The organism is Sporosarcina sp. ZBG7A (assembly GCF_000813425.1).
In the GTDB taxonomy this organism is placed as follows: Bacteria; Bacillota; Bacilli; order Bacillales_A; family Planococcaceae; genus Sporosarcina.
The window spans coordinates 157,049-179,740 of sequence record NZ_JWIB01000008.1 but is presented as its reverse complement, the minus strand read 5'-3'; the positions used below and the strand labels follow the sequence as shown (position 1 = coordinate 179,740).

Below are 22,692 nucleotides of genomic sequence, written 5' to 3'. Positions count from 1 at the left end.
TTTCTTATTTCAGTTTTGCTTTTAGTTCAAATAATAGCTGCAGGCCTTGAAGTGGTGTTGTATTCGCTAAATCTATAGCTTTCAGATTCTCAAGGATTTCGCTTTCTACAGGTGGCTGTACAGCAGATGGTTCTTCAGATCGTAAGTCAAAGAAACTAATTTGTTCACTCGGTGGAAGCTGAATTTTTTCAGAAGTTTTCTGATTCTCGAATCCTTCTAGTAGTTCTCTTGCCCGCTGCAATAATTCAGACGGTAAACCTGCGAGTTCAGCAACGTGGATTCCATAACTTTTATCAGCTGGACCTGCCATCACTTTGTGAAGGAAGACAACTTTTCCTTCTTGTTCCATTGCTGCGACGTGGACATTCGTCAGTCTATCCAACTGTTCATCGAGAGCAGTCAACTCATGGTAGTGCGTTGAAAACAGTGTATTTGCACCGATTTCGTCATGGATGTATTCCATCATTGCTTGCGCTAAAGACATGCCGTCATACGTGGACGTCCCCCGTCCGATTTCATCGAACAACAAGAGGCTTCGATCTGTGGCATGCGCAATCGCTTGCTGCGATTCCAACATTTCCATCATAAATGTACTTTGACCTGAAGCTAAGTCATCCGCTGCACCAATTCTCGTGAAGATTTGGTCTGTAATCGGTAGCGATGCAAACTCACAAGGAACGTAACAACCAATTTGTGCCATGACTACCGTTAAAGCCACTTGCCGCATGTATGTACTTTTACCCGACATATTGGGACCCGTAATTAAAAGCATATTGGCATCAGTTGCTAACTTACAACTGTTCGGTACATAAAGCGAGTGGTCCATCATTTTCTCGACGACTGGATGTCTACCGTTTCGAATATCTAGTGCCTTATCCTCTGTAAAGTCTGGCTTTACATAGCTCTGTGATTCTGAAATCTCAGCGAACGCAAGCAAAACGTCCAATTCACTAAGCACAGATGCAAGTTGCTGAATTTGTTCGATTCCCTGTTTCATGTGCTCACGAACTTTTGCAAATAACGTATACTCGAGATCCAAGCTCTCTGCTTCCGCACTTAATATCAGCTCTTCTTTTTCTTTCAGCTCAGGCGTTATATAACGCTCAGCATTTGCTAAAGTCTGCTTACGTTCATAGCGCGTCAGGTCCGCAAGATGCAGATTAGATTTCGTAATCTCGATAAAGTAGCCAAAAATTCGATTGTAACCGATTTTCAGCCCTTTAATACCCGTTTTCTGACGCTCTTTCTGTTCTAGTTCAGCTAGCCATAACTTTCCGTTTCTGGAAGCATCTCGATACGTATCCAATTTTTCATTGTACCCATCTTTAATGACGCCTCCTTCTTTTGCGGAAAGAGGTGGTGCCTCTGCAATAGACGTTTCAAGGACTGCACACTGTTCTGTACACGGATCGATACGCTTTGAAAACTCCACTAAATTCTTCTTTTCTGACTCAGCAAGTTGTTGTTTCAGAGCAGGAACTGTTCGCAGTGAATTGCGTAATTGCGCAAGATCACGTGCACTTGCGCTTCCCATTGAAATCCTTCCAGCCAATCGCTCCAAATCATACACTTCACGTAGTGCTGCCTTCACATCATCCCGTAAAAAGTATGCATCCATTAGTTCGGAAACCGTATCCAATCTATGCTCGATTTCTAGGCGGTCCGCGAGTGGCTGGCGGATCCAAGTTTTCAATTTCCGTGCGCCCATAGCGGTATTGGTTTCATCGAGTAACCAAAATAAGGTTCCCTCTTTTCCACCAGAACGAATCGATTGCACGAGCTCCAAGTTCCGCATGGAGTTTGCATCAATCGTCAGTTTTGCTTCTCGGGCTAGAAATTTAAAAGGTTGTAAGTGTTCTAAGCTTGTCTTTTGTGTTTGCTGCAGATAGGCGACGAGCCGCTCACATGCACCAGTTGCCAATTCAGGAATAGCTTCAAAGAGTTCTCTTCCATGAGGCTTATATATATCTCTGTCACAAATGGATAAGACAATGCCCTTATTTTGGCTAATGTCACCAAGCATCAGCTGCATTTGTTCATCCACGACCGCTTCTTTCATTCCAAGGGATTCCACTGCAGCGGCAAGCGCACTTTCGTCCCCTTGAATATGTTCCACCGTGCCTTCTCCTGTAGCCAGATCCACATAAGCGAATGCACATAGGTTTTCAGAAATGCGATCGAAGGATCCGATGAAATGATTGGAATTGGAATCGATATTTTTACCTTCTGTAATGGTCCCTGGCGTGATGACTTTCACGACTTCCCGTTTTACAATTCCTTTTACGTGTCTTGGGTCTTCTGTTTGTTCGCAGATTGCCACTTTATAGCCCTTACCAACAAGTGTTTCTATGTATCCTTGAGCGGAATGGTACGGAACGCCACACATTGGAATTCTTCCTGACTCTCCACCTTCACGGCTCGTTAATGTAATTTCAAGTATATGAGATGCTTCTGTCGCATCGGTAAAAAACATTTCATAAAAGTCACCTAATCTAAAAAAGAGAAAGGCGTCTTCGTATTGAGATTTTATTTGTAAGTATTGTTGCATCATTGGTGTATGTGTTGTCATTCTATTTCCCTCACAGCCTAAATAGTATTCCTTAAGTATAACAGAAGATGGATACATTCGTTGACGAAAGCTCTATCGTTTTCATTCCAAAAAAAAGAAAAAAAGCCGAAACATGCTTCGGCTTTTAAAACTGAGAATTATCTTTTCCTACTCTTGAACCTGCCTCATTTGAATGACTCTGATGGTGAGATGACTCATCGAATGACCACTCTTCTTCAAAGTCATTTGGGTGAACCGTAATCATGACCTTCGTTTCCCCGATTACTTCCGCCACGAGCTCGCGTTCCACTTTGATTAAGAATTTTTCTTTACACTCCGAAATGATTGCCTCTGTGCAGTTTGGTTGTTGCAACACTTCTACTCGAATTTCTTCTTTAGATGAAGAGGGTTCATCCCGATAGCGTAATCGGATTACATCTTTGTACGTAACTGTTTCCGTGAATACTGAAGTTTTGGAATGATCGTGGTGAGAGTACCAGACATTGACATCAAATTTACCCGATACTTCAATGGATGAGCCAGTTTTTTTGGCACTATGGGTGTGATTGATGACCCAGCAGCCAAGAATACTGGAAGGACGGTTAGGCGGGATCAGCGTGACTTCCTTTTCTGTACGCTGCTTCCCTTTTGCAATCACTGCCTTCGTAACGACTTGTCGTAGATTCTTCAGTTTTCTTCCTCCTTCGTGGACTTCTTTACATCCTATGCAACAGGAGCCCAGAAAGTGAAAAAATCGGAGGAGAATTTTTCTCCCCCGACTTAAAAGTTAGGATAAAGGCTTATGTTGCGTGCTTTGTACGTAAGAACCTGTCTGACCTTTTAGTACATCTCCACCAGTAGACTCGATAATTTCATCAGTTACTCGATTGGAAATCGTATTTGAAATCAATTGCAGTAAATCGTTTACATCATTTTGAGATTGCTTGAATTCTTGAACCAAAGGAATCTCGTCGATTTCGTTTTCGATTTGCTCAATTTTCTTTTCAATAATACCAAGGGCACGTTCTTTGTCATACTCTTGGAAATTGACGGCTTGTTTTTGCAATGACTTCAAGCTCGAAATCTTTTCTCTCACTTTTTTGTTTTCATTAATATGAGCTTCAGTTTTCTTGAACATTTCCACTTGCTCCGTGTTTGCAACCATATGTGCAAGTTCTCTTGATTTTTCAATAATCTCTTCTTTTGTATACAGCTTTTCCATTATAACATCACCTTTTCCTCTTCTTTTACTCCGATATATTCTCCGTCAAGTGACCAAGATTTCGCTTCAGTAATACGAACTTGAACGATTTTACCGATGACATTAGCTGGCGCTCGGAAGTTCACCAATTTGCTTTTTTCGGTATATCCAGAGAGTACTTCTTTATTCCGTTTACTTTCTCCTTCGACTAACACATTCACTATTTTGCCTTGATAGGGTTTCATCCCAGCTGCTGAGAAGTCATTGACAACTTGGTTCAATCGCTGAAGTCGATCCTTCTTCACTTCCATTGGAACATTATCTTGCATCTTCGCAGCTGGTGTTCCTTCTCTAGGAGAATAGATGTATGTGAAGGCCATGTCAAATCCAACTTCATTATACAACGAAATGGTTTCTTGAAATTGTTCTTCGGTTTCATTTGGAAAACCGACTATAATATCTGTTGTCAGCGTGACGTTGGGAATTGCCTGCTTGATCTTCGAAACTAGATTTAGGAAGTGCTCCCTAGTATATTTTCTAGACATTAACTTCAAAATCTCACTAGAACCAGATTGAACCGGTAAGTGGATGTGATTCACTAAGTTACCGCCTTTAGCGAGGACTTCGATGAGATGATCGTCAAAGTCACGCGGATGACTTGTCGTAAAACGGATTCGTGGAATATCAATCTTGCGAAGCTCGTCCATCAGATCTCCTAATCGATAATTCCCGGATTCAAAATCTTTTCCGTAGGCATTTACATTTTGACCAAGTAATGTGATTTCCTGATAGCCAGCAGCAGCTAGCTGACGCACTTCCAAAATAATGTCTTCTGGTCGTCGGCTGCGTTCTTTCCCCCGCGTATATGGCACGATACAGTACGTGCAGAATTTATCACAGCCATACATAATGTTAACCCAGCCTTTAATATTGCCTTTTCGCACTCTAGGAAGGTTTTCAATGATATCGCCTTCTTTTGACCATACCTCAACAACCATTTCTTTTGATAAGTATGCCTCACGTAAAATTGCAGGCAGCCGATGGATGTTATGCGTACCGAATACCATGTCAACTTGGTCATATGTTTTGAGGATTTTATTTACAACTGATTCTTCTTGTGACATACATCCGCATACACCAATCAGCAGATCCGGTCGTTCACGTTTAAGAGACTTCAAATGCCCAAGCTCACCAAACACCTTGTTTTCAGCATTTTCTCTAATCGCACACGTATTCAGTAAAACGACATCCGCATCTTGGACTGTGTCGGTCGTTTCATAGCCAAGACCCACTAAAATCCCAGCAATGACTTCCGTATCGTGTTCGTTCATCTGACAGCCGTATGTCCGTATGTAAAATTTGCGTCCGATTCCCATTCCATGAAATTGTTCATCAATCTCAAAATCATCATGATAGGAAATCTCTTCTTTGCCACGTTTTTTAGCATCTTTTAAAGATGGCGGTGTATAAACAGATTCGAAATACTGACTGTAGTCTTTTTCTTTGGTAGTAGGTGCTTGCCCCGCTAGCCGTTGTTCTTCGTTCATGTAATGAGCCCCTCTCTTGATTCTGTTCATCTAGTTGAAACCAAACAGTAGGTACCCTCATTATACTGAAGGGATTGACGTCTGTATACGAGCATAAGGGATTGTCCCCCATTTGTCACAGAAAAAAACTGCGGAGGAAAGTTCTCCACAGTTTTGTTTTCATAATGATTGCTGTCGCGTTCTTTTCTCGACGAATAATTTTAAGGCAGTCCGGCCTTCTCCATTAATTTCAATATCTGCAAAAGCCGGTGCACATATCAAATCACTCCCGCTTGGAGCTACAAAACCGCGTGCAATTGCAACTGCTTTCACTGCCTGATTTAAGGCACCTGCACCTACAGCCTGCATTTCAGCAAATCCCTGATCTCTAATGACTGCAACGAGAGCGCCTGCAACTGAATTAGGATTCGAGCGTGATGATACTTTTAATGGATTCATGGTATTTCCTCCTTGTAAAGAATAGTGTATGGAATGCAGTTCTCCATGCACTATCCTATGAAGGAGATGGAACAATTAGACGCTCAATTCAAGACTGAAAAGGTGAATCTTCATTGATCATTAATCGTTCAATAGAACGCGCGCGCCCAGTCTGATTGTCAATGTCAATGATGACGCCGTTCAATTGAGCTCTGCCTTGTTTAGGCACTTGGAAACGGACAGGCATATTTGTTTGGAAACGATAGATGACGTCTTCTTTCTTCATACCTAAAATTGCGTCATACGGTCCTGTCATACCTACGTCTGTAATATAAGCCGTCCCCTCCGGCAGAATCCGGCTGTCAGCAGTTTGCACATGTGTATGTGTTCCAACTACAGCAGATGCACGCCCATCGAGATGCCAGCCCATAGCAATCTTTTCACTCGTTGCTTCCGCATGGAAATCAACAAAAACAAGAGGAGTTCTTTCTTTCGCTTCTTTAATAAGATCATCTGCTTTTTTAAATGGATCATCATGTGGTGGTAAAAAGGTACGCCCGTGCAAATTCATAACTGCTAATGTGACACCGCCACGCTCAATGTATGTCATTCCTTGACCAGGTGCTTCATCCGAAAAGTTTGCAGGTCGAATGAGTGAATCCGTTTCGTCGATGAAATCATAAATCTCTTTGTGATCCCATGTGTGATTCCCCATTGTCACTACGTCTACTCCTGCACGAAGCAAATCGTCAAAGATCGCTTTCGTAATCCCTCTGCCGGAAGCTGCGTTTTCACCGTTTACAATGACTGCATCCGGCTCGTATTTTCGTTTCAAACGAGGCAGATAGTCAAAAACCATATCTCTCCCTGGTGAACCAACAATATCTCCAATAAATAGCACTTTCATTTCTATTCCTCATTTCCAAAAAGAAAAAGGCTTCCAGTTTTGAGCAGGAAGCCTTTTCCCTTATTTTGCGTACTCAACCGAGCGTGTTTCCCGAAGAACGGTAATCTTAATATGTCCTGGGTAGTCGAGCTCTTCTTCAATTCGTTTCCGAATGTCGCGAGCAAGACGGTGGGCTGTAATATCATCAATAATATCGGGTCGTACGATAATTCGAACTTCGCGACCTGCTTGAATCGCGAACGATTTCTCAACGCCTTCATAAGACTCAGAGATTTCCTCGAGTTTCTGCAGACGTCTGATGTAGTTTTCAAGTGTTTCACTTCGTGCACCCGGTCGCGCTGCTGATAATGCGTCTGCTGCTGCAACGAGTACTGCGATAACGGATGTTGCTTCTTCGTCACCGTGGTGAGAAGCGATACTGTTAATGACAACAGGATGTTCCTTGTACTTAACTGCAAGTTCTTTACCAATTTGCACGTGACTACCTTCAACTTCATGGTCAATCGCTTTTCCGATATCATGAAGTAAACCGGCACGTCGAGCCAATGTAACATCTTCGCCGAGTTCTGCTGCTAATAATCCAGCAAGATAAGCAACTTCGGTTGAGTGTTTCAATACATTTTGACCATAACTAGTACGGAATTTCAAGCGACCTAGAATCTTAATCAGGTCTGGATGTAAATTATGAATACCAATGTCGAACGTAGTTTGCTCTCCAGTTTCCCGGATCAGCTCATCCACTTCACGTCTAGCCTTGTCCACCATCTCTTCAATTCGAGCTGGGTGAATCCTTCCGTCTGCTACAAGTTTTTCCAGTGCCAGTCTTGCAATCTCACGGCGGACTGGATCGAAACCAGAAAGAATAACAGCTTCAGGTGTATCGTCAATGATCAGATCAATACCAGTTAAGGTTTCGAGTGTTCGGATATTCCGTCCCTCTCTACCAATGATACGTCCTTTCATTTCATCATTTGGCAAATTGACGACAGATACTGTCGTTTCGGCCACATGATCTGCTGCAAATCGCTGGACAGCAAGAGATAGAATTTCTCGTGCTTTCTTTTCGGACTCTTCTTTAGCACGTTGTTCAGACTCTTTTGTCATCACTGCGATATCTGTAGATAGTTCTCTTTCTACATCATCAAGGATCAGACGTTTTGCCTCATCACGTGTCAAAGCTGAAATTTTCTCAAGCTCTGTCTGCTGTGTGACAACCAGCTCTTCCGCCTTGCGTTCCATCTCTTCAATATGCTGTTGTCTTCCGGATAGCGCATCATCTTTACGCTCCAGACTTGCTTCTCGCTTGTTGAGTGAGTCATCTTTGCGGTCCATATTTTCTTCCCGCTGCAAAATACGGTTTTCCTGTTTTTGAAGTTCTGTTCTTCGTTCGCGGATATCCGTTTCTGCCTCAACGCGCAATTTGTGATTTTCATCCTTCGCTTCAAGAAGTGCTTCTTTTTTTAATGCCTCCGCTTCGCGCTTCGCCTCTTCAACGATTGTTGCGGCGGAGTGCTTTGCACCTGTCACTTTTGATTCATTCACGTTTTTGTTGTACACAAACATAACAACTGCACCGACGATGAGACCGATCAAAGCGGAGATGATAGTAATACCCATTCAGGTCACCTCCTCTTGCTTATTTTTTCATTTTCAGTCAGCTTGTACATTAACTTTCAACATACCGCCAAATTCTTTTCAAATGGTGAGAATTATACAACTCTAATTGTATCGATGTCATATTCCCATGTCAAGACGGGAGAAGTGATAAGACTATGATTCTACAATGATGAGTTGTAGTTCGGTTAATGAAAAAGTTATTTGAAAAGCCGGCACTCCCTCCAAGAGGGAAGCCGGCTTAGAATCATATAGTAAATGTTATTCCTTTTCGTCAAATAACTCTAATTCATCTTCATCCTCTGATTCGTGAGCGGCAATTACATAATTATCACTAGTCAATCCATAACTACTACGGATTTTATCGGAAATTTCCGTGCGAATTGCCGGATTTTCTTTTAAGAACTGCTTCGCATTTTCACGACCTTGTCCCATACGCTCACCTTCATAAGAATACCACGCGCCGCTCTTCTGAACGACTTCTACTTCGACACCTAAGTCGACGATTTCGCCTTCTTTGGAAATTCCTTCTCCATACATAATATCTACTTCAGCGGTACGGAAAGGCGGTGCCACTTTGTTCTTCACAACACGGATTCTAGTTTTATTACCCATAATTTCGTTGCCGTGTTTAATGGCTTCACCACGACGGACTTCAAGTCTGACAGACGCATAGAATTTAAGTGCACGTCCACCCGGTGTGACTTCAGGGTTACCAAACATAACTCCGACTTTTTCTCGAATCTGGTTGATGAAGACAGCAATCGTTTTCGATTTGTTAATAGCACCTGAAAGTTTACGTAAAGCTTGAGACATCAGACGTGCTTGTAGACCTACGTGTGAGTCTCCCATATCTCCTTCAATTTCTGCTTTAGGTACTAGGGCAGCTACAGAGTCAATAACAACGATGTCTACCGCACCACTTCTTACAAGAGCTTCAGCGATTTCTAGTGCTTGCTCACCCGTATCCGGTTGTGATAATAGGAGCTCATCGATATCCACTCCAAGCTTTTGTGCATAAACAGGATCTAACGCATGCTCCGCGTCGATAAAAGCAGCTGTTCCTCCTGAAGCTTGAACTTCTGCAATTGCATGAAGTGAAACAGTTGTTTTACCTGAACTCTCAGGTCCGTAGATTTCAATGACACGTCCTCTTGGGTATCCGCCAACTCCAAGTGCAGAGTCAAGTGCTAGTGACCCAGTAGATGATGTTGAAATTTCTCTATCCGTCTTCTCACCAAGTTTCATGACAGAGCCTTTTCCAAACTGTTTTTCTATTTGTTTAAGTGCTTGATCTAAAGCCGCTTTACGATCGCTCAAAAATAATTCCTCCTTCAAGGTGTTTTCTATCTGTCTCTACTATACTCCTATTGAGAAAAATAAACAAGAAAAAAGCGAACGAGTATTCGACTTTTTATTAGAGATTCTCGTTTTAATTGAGAATTCGTAGTGTTTTTGAATTTTAATTGAGAATTTGAGTGAAAATTGATATTTAGCTCATTTCAGATTCCAGCTCGCGAATGAGATAATAAAGGGCAAAGTTCGCTGCGCGCAAACGATTTGTATTTCGAGAACCAGATAATCTAAGTTTGTAGGATTCTGTTTTTTCTTTGAATGAAAGTCCAATCCAAACCGTACCTGCAGGTTGTCCATCATGTATATCTGGTCCTGCAGTACCTGTTAAACCGATTCCAATATCCGTCTGAAACTTGTCACGGATTTTCTCTGCTAACGCTTCGGCACATTCTGCACTGACAGTCCCGTACGTTTCGATCAGTTGTGAATCGACCCCGAGCTGCTTAGTTTTTGCTTGTACATCATAAACTGTCATTCCGCCTTTTAAGGAAGCACTGATTCCTGGCTCTTCTGCGAGTGATGCTGTGAAGAGTCCGGCCGTTAAACTTTCTGCAGCGGAGATCGTAAGACCTGCCCCAATTAGTAAAGAAGCCGCTTTGGAAGATAGTGTGTCGTCATCAGTTCCATAAATGAATTCGCCAACTTGGTTATGTAGTTCAGATAGTACCGGTCCAATTAAACGGTGTGCAGCTTCTGCTGTTTCGGCTTTAGCAGTGATACGAAGAGTTACAGCGTCTTTTGAAGCCAGAGGAGCAATCGTTGGATTCGTTTGAGCTTCCAATAAGTCTTGGACTTTATATTCAAGTTCTGCTTCCCCGATACCAAAAAATTTCACGACAGTTGAAACAATTACTTCCTGGCTACCTGATAGTCGCTGTAAATATGGAATAGCTTCATCTCTAAACATGGGTTCCATTTCATGGGGAGGACCTGGTAATAGAATATAGGTTTTTTCATTTGCCGTAATTGCCATACCGGGTGCCATCCCAAATCGATTTTCCAACACAGCCGAATCTTTCAAGACGAGTGCCTGCTTTTTATTGTTTTCGGTCATTGGTCTGCCTGTGCGCTCAAAGTATGCTTCAATCGACTGTAATGCCTGTTTGTTGGATTCGAGTTCAACTCCTACATGTCGTGCAATGGTCTCTTTTGTTAAATCGTCTTTAGTCGGTCCTAATCCACCTGAGAAGATGATCAGATCTGCTCTACCCTCGGCAATTCGAATTGCTTCTTCCAACCGCTCAGGATTATCTCCAACAACTGTTTGATAATGTACATCCACACCGATATCAGCAAGTTGCGCAGACATGAATTTTGCATTTGTATTTGTTATTTGACCGAGCAATAACTCTGATCCAACAGCAATAATTTCTGCTCGCATGAACGATTCTCCCCTTTACATAGATTTCGTAAGGACGTGCTTATTTTTTATGAAGTAATCTAAGCCTGACCATATTGTAAAGAAGAGACAAATGTATAACATGATTGTGCCAAATGGAACGTGAATAGCTTCAAAGAAAATATTATTCAATAGTAAGGATGAAATCGCTAAGATTTGAGTGACTGTTTTGATTTTCCCTAGCTGATTAGCAGCTACGACTTCTCCTTCGCCTGCTAATAGAAGTCGTAATCCGGTAACAGCAAATTCACGACTAATAATAATAATGACTACCCATGATGGTGCTAGTCCGAATTCAACTAATATGATAAATGCGGCCGAGACAAGCAATTTGTCTGCTAACGGATCCAAGAACTTTCCCATATTGGTAACTAAGTTATTCTTCCGAGCAATGTATCCATCCAGCCAATCTGTTGCAGAAGCAAATATAAATATAAGACCACCGATGAATTGTTCGATAGGCAGTGTAGTTCCGCCGATTGTAAGTTGCCCCATTCCAAAGTCAGCTAACATGAATACGATGAATACAGGAATCAGCAAGACGCGTGAAACGGTTATTTTATTAGGCAAGTTCATAGTGTAATGCCCCCTCTTTTCGTTAGATTTACTCTTTGAAAAGCCCTGCCTTCCAGCAGGGCTTAAAGAAAAAAGTCATCTTCGCAGATGACTATTTTTATTTTTTATATTCAATAACGATATTTTGGATCATATTATCATTTGGATATGTTAACGGTTGACCATTCACAAGAATTTCTGTAAATTGAGTACGCGCTACACGAATTCTTACAGATTGTTGGTCCGCTAAGTCAAGTTCAGCTTCTTCCCCATTTTTCATTACGCGTGCGCCTTGAGGTAGAAGTTCTTGGCCGCTTTGATTGGTAACTCCGATCCATGACTCTCCTCCATCTTTCACTTTGACGGATAAACTGAAGGTATCTGCATTTTCCAGAGTAAACGTTGTTGTTTCACCGTTTACAGCACCTTGTGTAAGCGTTTGTTCAGGAGCTGGTTCTTCTTCAGGCTCCTCTTCAGGTTCGTTTGGCTTAGTTGCATCATCTTTAGATTCCGCATCTTTGCCACCCTCATCTTTTTTCCCATCAGCTTTCGAACCTTCTGGTTTGTTTTTATCAACTGTAATCTCATCGGATTTCCCTACTTCAGGTTCGGGCCCATTTGCCTGGTGTTGATAAAGAAAAATAACAACAGCAAGAATTACGATGATGAACAAGGCTGCAATAATTTTAGGTAGGACTTCATTCATTCTACCGGATTTCATATAGCCTGGTTTTTGTGACAGTTGGGGAGCACTCCGTTGAATTTCCTCTTCTTTCATTTGCTCTGAGGATTCGTTCTCACGGTACAGCGACAACATTTCTTGAGCATCGAGCCCTACTGCTTCAGCGTATTGCTTTATGAATGCCCGAACATAAAATGAACCTGGCATCATACTGTAGTCTTCGTTTTCAATTCCAGCCAAATACCGCTTCTGAATCTTAGTAATTGCTTGTAAGTCATCCAAGGTATATCCTTTTGCTTTTCTCGCCTCTTTAAGGCGATCGCCTAAACCGGACAACTTTATCACCTGCCTGTTTTAAAAATTGAACATTCCAAAGCCGCCCGCGCCATCACGGCCAGAAATCATCCCGTTATTTTGGATAACTTCATATGTAATCTCCTGTTCGGGTGTTGTACGCAGTTCGATAATGTAATCAAAATCTTCGATTGAATATTCCGAGTGTTGAACAAACATATCAGGATGCTCCACAACTTTTGTAGAAGGGAGGCGCATCATTTCTCTAACTAACTGCATATGACGTTCATCTTCAGCTTTTCTCGTTACAATTCCATCTAAAATGAAAATATTATCTTTTGAAAACTCATCACCCATTAAACTGTTGCGGACTGTCTGTTTTATCATCGTTGACGAAAGAAAAATCCACTTTTTGTTTGCACAGACACTTGCCGCGACAACAGACTCCGTTTTTCCAACCCGTGGCATTCCTCGAATCCCAACAAGCTTATGTCCCTCTGTCTTGAAGATCTCTGCCATAAAGTCCACTAAGACCCCTAATTCACTACGTAGGAATCGAAATGTTTTACGCTCATCTACTGTTCGCTGGATATATCGTCCGTGTCGAACTGCAAGAACGTCCCTTAGTTTCGGTTCTCTAATTTTACGGATTTCAATTTGTTCCATCGTCGATGCAATTAATTCAAACCGTCTAATTTGGTCATCGTCTTCTGTCCGTACAAGCATACCGCGTGTATTCCCATCTACTCCGTTGATGGTGACAATGTTGACTCGGAGCATCCCTAGCAATGTAGCAATATCCCCCAAAAGACCAGGGCGATTCACTTGCAATTTGTATTCCAGATACCACTCACCCAATGGAATCCCTCCTTCGTCTGTTCACCACTCATTGGATAGGACGCAAAAAACAACAGCTTAGTTTCTATAATAGCTGAATTAGTGCTTGAGTGAAAGCGAAAAACTAAAACAAGGAGCCTGAGTTGTCCACAAACTGATCAAATATACCAGCCACCATTCAACTTCAGAATCTCGCCAGTCATATAATCGGCTTTGCCACTCGTTAGAAAGTCGACAAGATCAGCTACTTCTGCAGGTCTTCCTGGGATCATAAGTGGAATTTCTTCCATGACCATTTGTCTTTCATCTTCCGGGATTTCTCCATTCATTCGCGTTTCAATCCATCCAGGGGCAATACCATTCACACGAATCCCACCATATGCAGCTTCTTTAGCATAGGCTTTCACAAACGCATGCTGCGCACCTTTAACACTCGAATACATTACTTCACCCGCAGCTCCTGTGTTGCCCCATATAGACCCGATAAACACAACATAGGAAGATTCATAGGACCGTAATCTCGCAGAAAGTAAACTAATCATGCGAACTGGATTTTGGACATGAACACGCCATAGAGATTCCATCTCTTCTTCTGTTGTTTCTGTTAAGAGTTTCAACATCGATTGCCCGTTCGCTACAATAATAGCTCTGACATCAGTCAGCTGAGCAGCTAAGCTTTCGGCTGCTCCTAGCTGACAAAAATCAGATTGAACACATTTAAAATCACCAGAAGGATAGCTCTCGCTGAGTTCCTTTTGCATCTTGTTGACCATCTGTTCCCCGCTGTTGTAATGCATATACAAAGACCAGCCCTCGGTCGCTAACCTCTTGCAGATGGCTTCGCCTATCCCACCAGACGCACCGAGAACGAGGGCATAGTTTTTTAAACTCACTTCGATTGCTCCGAAGGATAGATTGTCATGATAGTTTGACCGTCTTCATAATAAAGATCATCAAATGCAGCTTTCAGCTGATCTGTTGTTAGTCCTTCTAGCACTGGTACAACGTCGAACAAATTCATCTCATTGAAATTGTAATGGGTGAACTGATTTGCTATATACTCCGGAGAATTCAAAGCTCTCATAAATAATCCAATTCGTTTTTTGCGAATTCGCTCAAGTTGCTCATCTGTAATGGACCAATTATTATTCGCATCGTCGAGAACACTTTTTATCAGTTTTTCAAGTTCTTCAGGCTTTTCGGTATCAGACCCGATTGCCGCAAAGCCAAAACCTTTTTCAAGATTAAATTCATAGGAGAATGATTCATCAATTAAGCCCTCATTATAGGCTTGGGTGAAGAATTCTGATGATCTGCCAAACAATATATCCAACGTCACATCAGATGCCAATTCTCTCATAAGCATATCTTTTCCAGACATATCGGTATTGCGGCATTTTGTTCCAACCATCAATTTAGGTTTGGATACGTCCATATACAGTTCACTTCTTTTTTCGGCAGCATGATCTGGTTCGTCAGGGAAACTGCGGACAACAGGTTCTGGTGCTTCAAATGATTTCGTTTGCTGATCTTGCTCCACAAACTTCAACATTTCTTCAGGATTTACGTTACCGACAGCAAAGAACACCATGTTGGAGGGATGGTAAAACGTTTCATAACACTCATACAAATGCTCTGCAGTAATGTCTTGAATTGTTTCTACGGTACCTGCAATGTCAATGCGAACAGGATGGTTTTCAAATAAGTTCTCTATGGTACCAAAGTATTGACGCCAATCCGCTTGGTCGTCATACATCGTAATCTCTTGGGCAATGATCCCTTTTTCTTTCTCCACAGTTTTTTCAGTGAAATACGGTTGTTGAACAAAATCGAGCAGCGTTTTTGTATTCTCATACAGCTCAGATGTGGATGAGAACAAATACGAAGTCCGAGTAAAGGAAGTGAACGCATTCGCTGCCGCCGCGTTTTCACTGAACTGTTGAAAAACATCTCCATCTTCTTTTTCAAACATCTTATGCTCTAGGAAGTGTGCAATTCCGTCAGGCACAGTAACCAGTTCCTTCCCCCCACGGGGTACGAATGTCCGGTCCACTGAACCGTACTTTGTTGTAAACGTTACATATGTTTTTGAAAATCCTTCTTTCGGTAGGACATATACGTTAAGTCCATTTTCAAGTTTCTGATGATAAAGCGTTTCTTGTAGTTGGTCAAAGTGAATTTTATTCATGAACCATTGCCTCCCTTCCAGAAAGAAGATACGTGATTTCCTTCGTTAATAACTTGGCCATCTCCTGAATATCCTCTTTCGTCACACGCTCCCATTTTTCAATGAGCTTATCCGATGAAAAGTTTTCATCCAATAATTTATATTGGTCGTAAATTTCAATCTGCCCCTTCGCGGAATCGAATGAACTGCGAATGCTATTTGACAAAAGCGCTAGTGTTTGTCGAATTTCCAAGTCAGAAATATCGCCATTGCGGAGTGCTTCAATTTGTTGATCGATGAGTGCAGCTGTTTTCTCTTCCTGTTCAGCATCAATTCCAGACATAATGTAAAGCAATCCATAATGAGATGAATACGAGCTCGAACAATAATAAGCGAGGCTCTCTTTCTCACGTACATTGATAAACAACTTACTATGGGCAAATCCACCTAATACGCCATTCAGCATTTGCATTTTCGGGTAGTCAGGATGCCTGAAACCGACTGGCGTACTGAAAGCCATGTTCAACTTTCCTTGCTTCATATCTTGTTTTTCACGGATATGTTTAGCAGTTGGAACTTCCTCACTTGTTGTCGATGCCGTAACAGGTACTGATTTACGTGTTCCCTTTGTGAAAGGGAATACTGTTTGTGCACGACCTGTCAGCTGATCCGTATCGACATCTCCAAGAATATAGATATCAATTGTATCCTCGTTCAACATCTTATCGTACGTTGCTTTTAGAGATTCCTTAGTTATAGCTGACACCGCTTTTTCCGTTCCGGAAGCGGATAGTGAAGCTGGCTTACCTGAGCGGATCAGTTCAAGCATCCGCTTGTTCGCATATCGGGTTTTATCATTATAAATGGATCCGATTCGATCAATAACCGTTTGTTTTTCTCTTTCTACAACGGCTTCGTCAAAAACGCCATCTTTTAAATTCGGTTTAAATAAGCTCTCTGTGACAAGAGTTAGAAGTTGCTCAAAAACAGGTACCTCAGGATTACGTAAATACTCTTCGTTTACGCTTTCAGCATAAATCGTAAATATATGCTCATTCCCTCTTTTACTTGTGTCTGTATAGTATACAGCGCCATATAACTCCTCCAACGCTTGTCGTAGTTTCGTACGGGTTGGATAGTTTGCAGATGAATCCTCTAACACATTGGCAAGCACAGTTCGTGCCGCTGCGTTTTCTTCTGTCAAAGGAGCCGTGAATTTAATGGCAACACTCACGGTTTTAAACTGTGCAGTCTGACGTGTATACAAATTCACGCCAGATTGGAGTTCGGATTTATGGAACATAAAAAAACACCTCAATCTATAGGATAAGTATATGCCGATAATCTCACGCAAATCGCGTGTACAAGTAGTATGCTTCTTTCCAACTTCACTATACATTTCCAAACGTTGTCATACAAGTGAACAGATTCAACAAAAAACTGCTCGAAGTGTCCTTGATGGGACATTTCGAGCAGTAGATGATTATCGAGATCCTTTGATGTATGGATCTCCGAGGGCTTTCGGTCCACTCGCTTTTCCGATAAATCCAGCAAGCGCAATAATTGTAAGCGCGTAAGGCAAAATATACAAAAATACAGAAGGGATGTTTTGCATGAATGGTATTCCAGAAGAACTGATTGCGAGCGCTTGTGCAAATCCGAAGAATAAAGCTGCTCCCATCGCTCCAATTGGATGCCACTTTCCAAAAATCATCGCAGCCAAGGCCATAAATCCTTGACCATTAATAGTTGCATGACCAAAATCATTCGTCATAGTTTGTGCATAGACAGCTCCACCCATTCCTGCAAGACCACCAGAAATGATAACTGCAATATAGCGAATCCGATTGACTTTAATCCCCATCGTATCCGCTGCCATCGGGTGTTCTCCTACAGACCGAAGACGCAATCCAAATGGAGTCTTAAAGATGATAAACCAGGCAAGGATTGCAATCGCAACCGCTAAAATAGACGATCCATACACCGACTTAAAGAACATTGGTCCAAGTACCGGGATGTCTTGTAAAAATGGAATGTTGAAACGCGGAATTTTCTCCTGGATAAAGTCAGTCTGTCCTTTACCATAAATCATTTTTACTGAGAACAAAGCAATTGCAATACCTAGCAAGTTAATTGCAACACCCGAGACGACCTGATCGGCACGAAAAGAAATCGATGCAACTGCGTGCATGAGTGAGAAGATTGCCGAAACAAGCATCGCAGCTAAAATTGAAACCCACGGCGTCCATGCACCGAATGTATCCACAAAAAATAGGTTGAAGACAATTCCTACGAACGCCCCCATAACCATAAGTCCTTCGAGTCCAATGTTGATGACACCTGAGCGTTCAGAGAACACACCACCAATTGCGGTGAAAATTAGAGGCGCAGCGTAAGCAATCGATATTGGAACGATGAAATATAGTATATCGAGAAAGCCACTCATCTTACTTCGCCTCCTTATTCTTGCCAATTCGTTGTAACCCAACGCGTATGATATAGCCACACGCTACAAAGAAGATAATTAACGCAATGACGATAGACACAATTTCAATTGGTATATTAGCAGCATTCGGCATATTGTTTGCTCCATATTTAAGCGAACCAAACAAACTCGCTCCGAAAACTACTCCGAGTGGAGTATTTGCACCTAACAAGGCAACCGCAATTCCGTCAAAACCGATTCCCGTAAATCCAGCTCTTGTAGACATGTTACCGAATGTTCCAAGTGCCTCCATTGCGCCGCCTAAACCAGCGAAGGCACCTGAAATCACCATTGCCATCACAATATTTTTCTTAACACTCATACCTGCATATTGTGCAGCATTTTCATTGAATCCTACAGATTTCAACTCGTATCCTAGCTTCATTCTTTCCAGGATGAACCACATGATGAATACCATGAATAGTGCAACAAAGATACCATAGTGAAGCGTTGAAAAATCTGTTAGCTCCGATAAGAAATCTGAACGAAGTGATGCGGTATCTTGGATTTTATCCGTTTTAAATCCGCCCTTTGCCACCACTTTAATGAGCGCGTTCACAAGGTGTAGTGCAATATAGTTCATCATGATCGTGACAATTACTTCGTGAACTTTCAATGTAGCTTTCAACAAGCCAGGAATCAGACCCCAAAGTGCTCCTGCCGCAGCCGCTGCAAGGAGTGCTAGAGGCAAGTGAATGATTTTCGGTAATTCGAAAGCCATACCTACGTAAGCCGCTGCGAACCAACCTACGATTAACTGACCTTCAACTCCGATATTGAATAGACCTGTGCGGAAGGCAAATGCAACCGCGAGTCCAGCAAGGATATATGGACTGATTTGGCGAATGGTTTCTCCAATCGCATAAGAATCTCCAAATATACCGTTCCAAAGTGCAATATAACCCGCAACTGGATCGTAGCCACTTACAAGCATGACAACCGCTCCGACTAGTAATCCTAGGATGATTGAAATCAAAGGAACGAGCACATTTATTAATCGATTAGACATGGTCGTCATCACCTACTTTCAATACAGCACCGTCACTGCCTTCAACAATTTCACTTTTATTATGACCCGCCATAAACAGACCTAGTTCTTGTTCACTCGTTTCAGCAGGGGTTACTGTGTCAACAATCGCTCCATCATAAATAACAGCAATCTGATCTGAAACGTTCATCACTTCATCTAGCTCGAACGAAATTAAGAGAACTGCTTTCCCCTGATCACGTTGTTCAATGAGACGTTTATGAATAAACTCAATAGCGCCCACGTCAAGACCTCTAGTAGGCAGTGCCGCAATCAAAAGATCTGGGTTCCGGTCCACTTCACGACCGATAATCAGCTTCTGTTGATTTCCTCCAGAAAGAGCACGAGCAAGCTCATGTTCACCTTGTGTTCGAACATCAAAGTCCGCAATAAGTTTGTTCGCATGTTTCGTTACTTCCTTGTAGTTCATAAGACCATTCGAAGAAAATGGCTTTTGATAATAGGACTGTAGCGCCGCATTGTAACCAACACTAAAATCAAGAATTAATCCATGTTTGTGACGGTCTTGCGGGATATGTCCTAGACCATTTTCAGTAATCTGTCTTGGTTTTTTATTAGTAACGTCCTTATCACCCATAATAATTTTACCGGACTTCACTTTGCGCAGTCCTGTAATTGCTTCAATCAGTTCGGACTGACCGTTGCCATCGATTCCAGCTAGACCAACAATTTCACCTCGTCGTACAGATAGGTTCAAGTTTTTCACTTTTTCAATACCTCGATAATCTGTTACGACAAGGTTATCAATCTTCAATATTTCTTCTGTAGGATGGGAAGGTCCTTTTTCTGTTTTGAATGTCACTTGGCGCCCAACCATAAGCGTGGCAAGTTCTTCAGGATTCGTTTCAGCTGTAATAACTGTTCCGATCCCTTCCCCTTTACGAATAACAGTTACACGATCTGAAACTGACATAATCTCTTGTAGTTTGTGAGTAATGAGAATGATTGACTTTCCTTCTTCAATCAACTTGTGCATAATTCTGATTAATTCATCTATTTCCTGTGGAGTTAAGGATGCTGTCGGCTCATCAAAAATAAGGATTTCTGCTCCACGATAAAGTGTTTTCAGAATTTCCACACGTTGTTGCATCCCGACCGAAATGTCTTCAATCTTCGCATATGGGTCAACATCCAGCCCATACAGCTTTGAAATTTCCGCTACTTTCTTCGCTGAGTCCTTGATGTTGAGCATACCCATCTTGGTAGGTTCACTGCCAAGGATAATATTTTCAGTAACTGTTAAATTCTCAACAAGCATAAAGTGTTGGTGAACCATTCCGATTCCTAAATCGTTTGCTACGTTTGGATCTGTGATGTCGACTTTTTTACCTTTGACTCTTATCTCTCCGCCATCTGGCTGGTATAGACCGAATAATACGTTCATCAATGTTGACTTACCTGCACCATTCTCGCCGAGGAGCGCATGAATCTCGCCTTTTTTCAACTGAAGAGTAATATTGTTATTCGCATAGAAAGTGCCGAACTTCTTTTTAATATTCAGCATCTCGATGACGTATTCCACTGATCTCACTTCCTTGCTTATAGTTTCTACTAGTTTAGTTTGTTAAATTAACACAATAAAAGATTCCAAATAGAACCTTTTAGTCTGGCAATTTAGGTATTTCTAATTTTGACTACGTATACAAAAACAACGAAGGCCGGTATGAACCGGCCCCCATTCTTTTCATTAGAGAATCCTCTTACTTTTCACCTGGAACTTCGATTTCACCTTCGGAAATCTTTTTGTCATACTCTTCGATTTGAGCAAGTACATCTTCAGGAATCGCACCGCGTGAATCTGCAAGTGCTACACCTTCATCATGTAAACCGTAAACTTTTGTTTCGCCGCCAGGGAATTTACCTTCCTTAGATAGCTTAGCGATATCGTTTACAGCGTTGTCAACACGCTTCAACATTGAAGTCAATGTTACGTTATCGTCTCCAACTTGACCTTCGTCGTACTGGTCAGAGTCAACTCCGATTACCCATACATATGCATCTTTGTCTGCTGTTTTACGTTCTTTAGCTTCACTGAATACACCGTTACCACTACCACCAGCTGCGTGGAAGATAATGTCTACGCCTGATGAATACATGCGGTTAGCAGCTGCTTTACCAAGTTCCGCTTTATCAAATGCACCTGTGTATTGAACATCTACTTTAAGGTCTGGCTTAACGGCTTTAACACCTGCAAGGAAACCAACTTCAAAACGTTCAATTACAGGGATTTCCATACCGCCAACAAAACCGATTTTATCGGATTTAGTCATTAGAGCTGCAGCAACACCTGCAAGGTAAGCTCCCTCTTGTTCTTTAAAGAGCACACTTGCTACGTTTGGCTGTTCAACAACACCATCAATGATAGCGAACTCAGTATCTTTTTGTTGCTGAGCAATTGTATCAATTGCATCTTCCATAAGGAATCCAACACCAAAGATCAAGTTGAAATCACGTCGAGCGAGCGCGTTTAGATTTGTTGTGTAGTCTGCATCACTTTGTGATTGCAAGTAGTCAAATCCTCCGTCGCCTTTTTTCAAGCTGTTTTCCGAACCAAAGTCCTGAATTCCTTTCCAAGCGGATTGGTTGAACGATTTGTCGTCAATACCACCGACATCCGTTACCATCCCTAGAGAGAATTCAGATGTATTGCCTCCGTCAGAAGATGAACCTTTGTCACTTCCGTTGCCTTCTTCTTTGTCTGAACCACAAGCTCCCAAAACCGTACCTGCAGCAAGTACAAGGGACAGTGCAAGACCAAATCTGCGTTTACTCATTTTGTGACCTCCCTATTTATATGTTGGTATGATTATGGCGATAACGCCTTATACCCGTTTACGTACTACGTGGAAGTTGAATTTGTCCGCGCGAAAATAGTTCTTAGAAAACAGGACCATCTCACCAGTTTCCGTGTAGTGTTTTTGTAGCAACACGAGCAATGGAACATCGACCCCACACCTAAGTATGGAAGATGCTTCATGATCGTACCCTACAGGTTCAATATGAGCAATCGCTTGGGTAATATGGATTAGCCCATCTTTTTCTAACGCATCAAAAATGGAATTCTTCATAAGAACTGTTGCTTCCGTCTGAAGATTCTTTGCATTTACTTGGTCAACACAATAAACAACTGGTTCACCATCTGCTGTTCGAACTCTCTTAATAGTAACAATGGAGTCCTCTTGGTTGCAACTGAACTTTTCAATACTCTCTTCCGTTGCAAGAGCGTCTGATACTTCTAGAAAAATCGTTCCTGGCTCCATACCTGCATCCCGAATCATTGAAGAAACACTTGATAGTTCTTCGATTCCAGAAGAGAACAATGGACGCGCTTTCAAAAATGTCCCCACTCCGTGTTTTCGAACAATTATTTTCTCTTCCTCTAATACACGAAGTGCTTCCCGCAATGTCGCCCGACTTACGCCTAACGTCCTAGCTAGTTCAAACTCCGAAGGGAATTTTTCATTTTCTTTAAACACGCCGGCTTCAATGTCCTGCTTAATATGCTCGATGACTTGGACATATAAATGTCTTTGGTCTGCCTTTATCATCAACCCATCTCCCTCCGGCTGAGGTCAGACCTCTGATGTTTAACGTCGTTCTATTCACCCATACTATAACATTTAACGACGAGAAAA

Annotated in this window: 20 protein-coding genes; all 20 read right to left on the bottom strand. The window is 42.0% G+C overall.

The window, feature by feature from the left end; translation table 11 throughout:
- Positions 1–4: 4 nt before the first annotated feature.
- Complete coding sequence (mutS, locus tag RL70_RS03275; protein ID WP_039041987.1) at positions 5–2,569, bottom strand: DNA mismatch repair protein MutS; 2,565 nt, start codon at positions 2,567–2,569, stop codon at positions 5–7.
- A gap of 124 nt (positions 2,570–2,693) precedes the next feature.
- Positions 2,694–3,206, bottom strand: coding sequence for an outer spore coat protein CotE (cotE, locus tag RL70_RS03270; protein WP_369795181.1), 513 nt, complete (start codon positions 3,204–3,206; stop codon positions 2,694–2,696).
- Positions 3,207–3,335: 129 nt separating this feature from the next.
- Positions 3,336–3,770, bottom strand: coding sequence for a RicAFT regulatory complex protein RicA family protein (locus tag RL70_RS03265; RefSeq protein ID WP_039041985.1), 435 nt, complete (start codon positions 3,768–3,770; stop codon positions 3,336–3,338).
- Complete coding sequence (gene miaB / locus RL70_RS03260) at positions 3,770–5,296, bottom strand: tRNA (N6-isopentenyl adenosine(37)-C2)-methylthiotransferase MiaB (protein ID WP_039041984.1); 1,527 nt, start codon at positions 5,294–5,296, stop codon at positions 3,770–3,772. Before miaB ends, RL70_RS03265 begins: the two co-directional genes overlap by 1 nt.
- Positions 5,297–5,455: 159 nt before the next feature.
- On the bottom strand, positions 5,456–5,734 hold the full coding sequence (locus tag RL70_RS03255; protein WP_039041983.1) for a stage V sporulation protein S: 279 nt from the start codon (positions 5,732–5,734) through the stop codon (positions 5,456–5,458).
- Between the two features lie 88 nt (positions 5,735–5,822).
- Positions 5,823–6,620 carry a TIGR00282 family metallophosphoesterase gene (locus RL70_RS03250; RefSeq protein ID WP_039041982.1) on the bottom strand — a complete coding sequence of 266 codons (798 nt, stop codon included), beginning with the start codon at positions 6,618–6,620 and terminating at the stop codon, positions 5,823–5,825.
- Between the two features lie 60 nt (positions 6,621–6,680).
- Complete coding sequence (rny, locus tag RL70_RS03245) at positions 6,681–8,237, bottom strand: ribonuclease Y (protein WP_039041981.1); 1,557 nt, start codon at positions 8,235–8,237, stop codon at positions 6,681–6,683.
- Between the two features lie 258 nt (positions 8,238–8,495).
- Positions 8,496–9,554 (bottom strand): recombinase RecA, encoded by a 1,059-nt coding sequence (gene recA, locus RL70_RS03240; RefSeq protein ID WP_039041980.1) that lies wholly within the window; start codon positions 9,552–9,554, stop codon positions 8,496–8,498.
- 172 nt (positions 9,555–9,726) lie between these two features.
- A complete protein-coding gene (locus RL70_RS03235; RefSeq protein ID WP_039041979.1) occupies positions 9,727–10,971 on the bottom strand; it encodes a competence/damage-inducible protein A in 1,245 nt (414 codons plus the stop codon).
- A 15-nt stretch (positions 10,972–10,986) separates the two neighbouring features.
- Positions 10,987–11,565: a CDP-diacylglycerol--glycerol-3-phosphate 3-phosphatidyltransferase gene (gene pgsA, locus RL70_RS03230; protein ID WP_039041978.1), complete on the bottom strand. Its 579-nt coding sequence runs from the start codon at positions 11,563–11,565 to the stop codon at positions 10,987–10,989.
- Between the two features lie 97 nt (positions 11,566–11,662).
- On the bottom strand, positions 11,663–12,562 hold the full coding sequence (locus RL70_RS03225; RefSeq protein WP_039041977.1) for a RodZ family helix-turn-helix domain-containing protein: 900 nt from the start codon (positions 12,560–12,562) through the stop codon (positions 11,663–11,665).
- A gap of 18 nt (positions 12,563–12,580) precedes the next feature.
- The gene (locus tag RL70_RS03220; protein ID WP_025784984.1) at positions 12,581–13,378 is read right to left on the bottom strand and encodes a DUF3388 domain-containing protein; all 798 of its coding nucleotides are present in this window, start codon (positions 13,376–13,378) and stop codon (positions 12,581–12,583) included.
- Positions 13,379–13,515: 137 nt separating this feature from the next.
- Positions 13,516–14,250 carry an elongation factor P 5-aminopentanone reductase gene (gene ymfI / locus RL70_RS03215; protein WP_039041976.1) on the bottom strand — a complete coding sequence of 245 codons (735 nt, stop codon included), beginning with the start codon at positions 14,248–14,250 and terminating at the stop codon, positions 13,516–13,518.
- Positions 14,247–15,545 carry an EF-P 5-aminopentanol modification-associated protein YfmH gene (yfmH, locus tag RL70_RS03210; protein ID WP_039041975.1) on the bottom strand — a complete coding sequence of 433 codons (1,299 nt, stop codon included), beginning with the start codon at positions 15,543–15,545 and terminating at the stop codon, positions 14,247–14,249. Before yfmH ends, ymfI begins: the two co-directional genes overlap by 4 nt.
- Positions 15,538–16,827: an EF-P 5-aminopentanol modification-associated protein YfmF gene (gene yfmF, locus RL70_RS03205; protein WP_039041974.1), complete on the bottom strand. Its 1,290-nt coding sequence runs from the start codon at positions 16,825–16,827 to the stop codon at positions 15,538–15,540. The genes yfmH and yfmF overlap by 8 nt, the downstream gene beginning before the upstream one ends.
- A 180-nt stretch (positions 16,828–17,007) precedes the next feature.
- Entirely contained in the window at positions 17,008–17,970 is a 963-nt protein-coding gene (locus tag RL70_RS03200; RefSeq protein ID WP_039041973.1) for an ABC transporter permease, read from the bottom strand.
- A gap of 1 nt (position 17,971) precedes the next feature.
- Positions 17,972–19,018 carry an ABC transporter permease gene (locus RL70_RS03195; protein ID WP_039041972.1) on the bottom strand — a complete coding sequence of 349 codons (1,047 nt, stop codon included), beginning with the start codon at positions 19,016–19,018 and terminating at the stop codon, positions 17,972–17,974.
- Positions 19,011–20,579 carry an ABC transporter ATP-binding protein gene (locus RL70_RS03190; RefSeq protein ID WP_039041971.1) on the bottom strand — a complete coding sequence of 523 codons (1,569 nt, stop codon included), beginning with the start codon at positions 20,577–20,579 and terminating at the stop codon, positions 19,011–19,013. The genes RL70_RS03195 and RL70_RS03190 overlap by 8 nt, the downstream gene beginning before the upstream one ends.
- A gap of 178 nt (positions 20,580–20,757) precedes the next feature.
- Positions 20,758–21,831, bottom strand: a complete 1,074-nt coding sequence (locus RL70_RS03185) for a BMP family protein (protein WP_039041970.1) — start codon at positions 21,829–21,831, stop codon at positions 20,758–20,760.
- 48 nt (positions 21,832–21,879) lie between these two features.
- On the bottom strand, positions 21,880–22,608 hold the full coding sequence (locus RL70_RS03180; protein WP_039041969.1) for a GntR family transcriptional regulator: 729 nt from the start codon (positions 22,606–22,608) through the stop codon (positions 21,880–21,882).
- Positions 22,609–22,692: the final 84 nt, after the last annotated feature.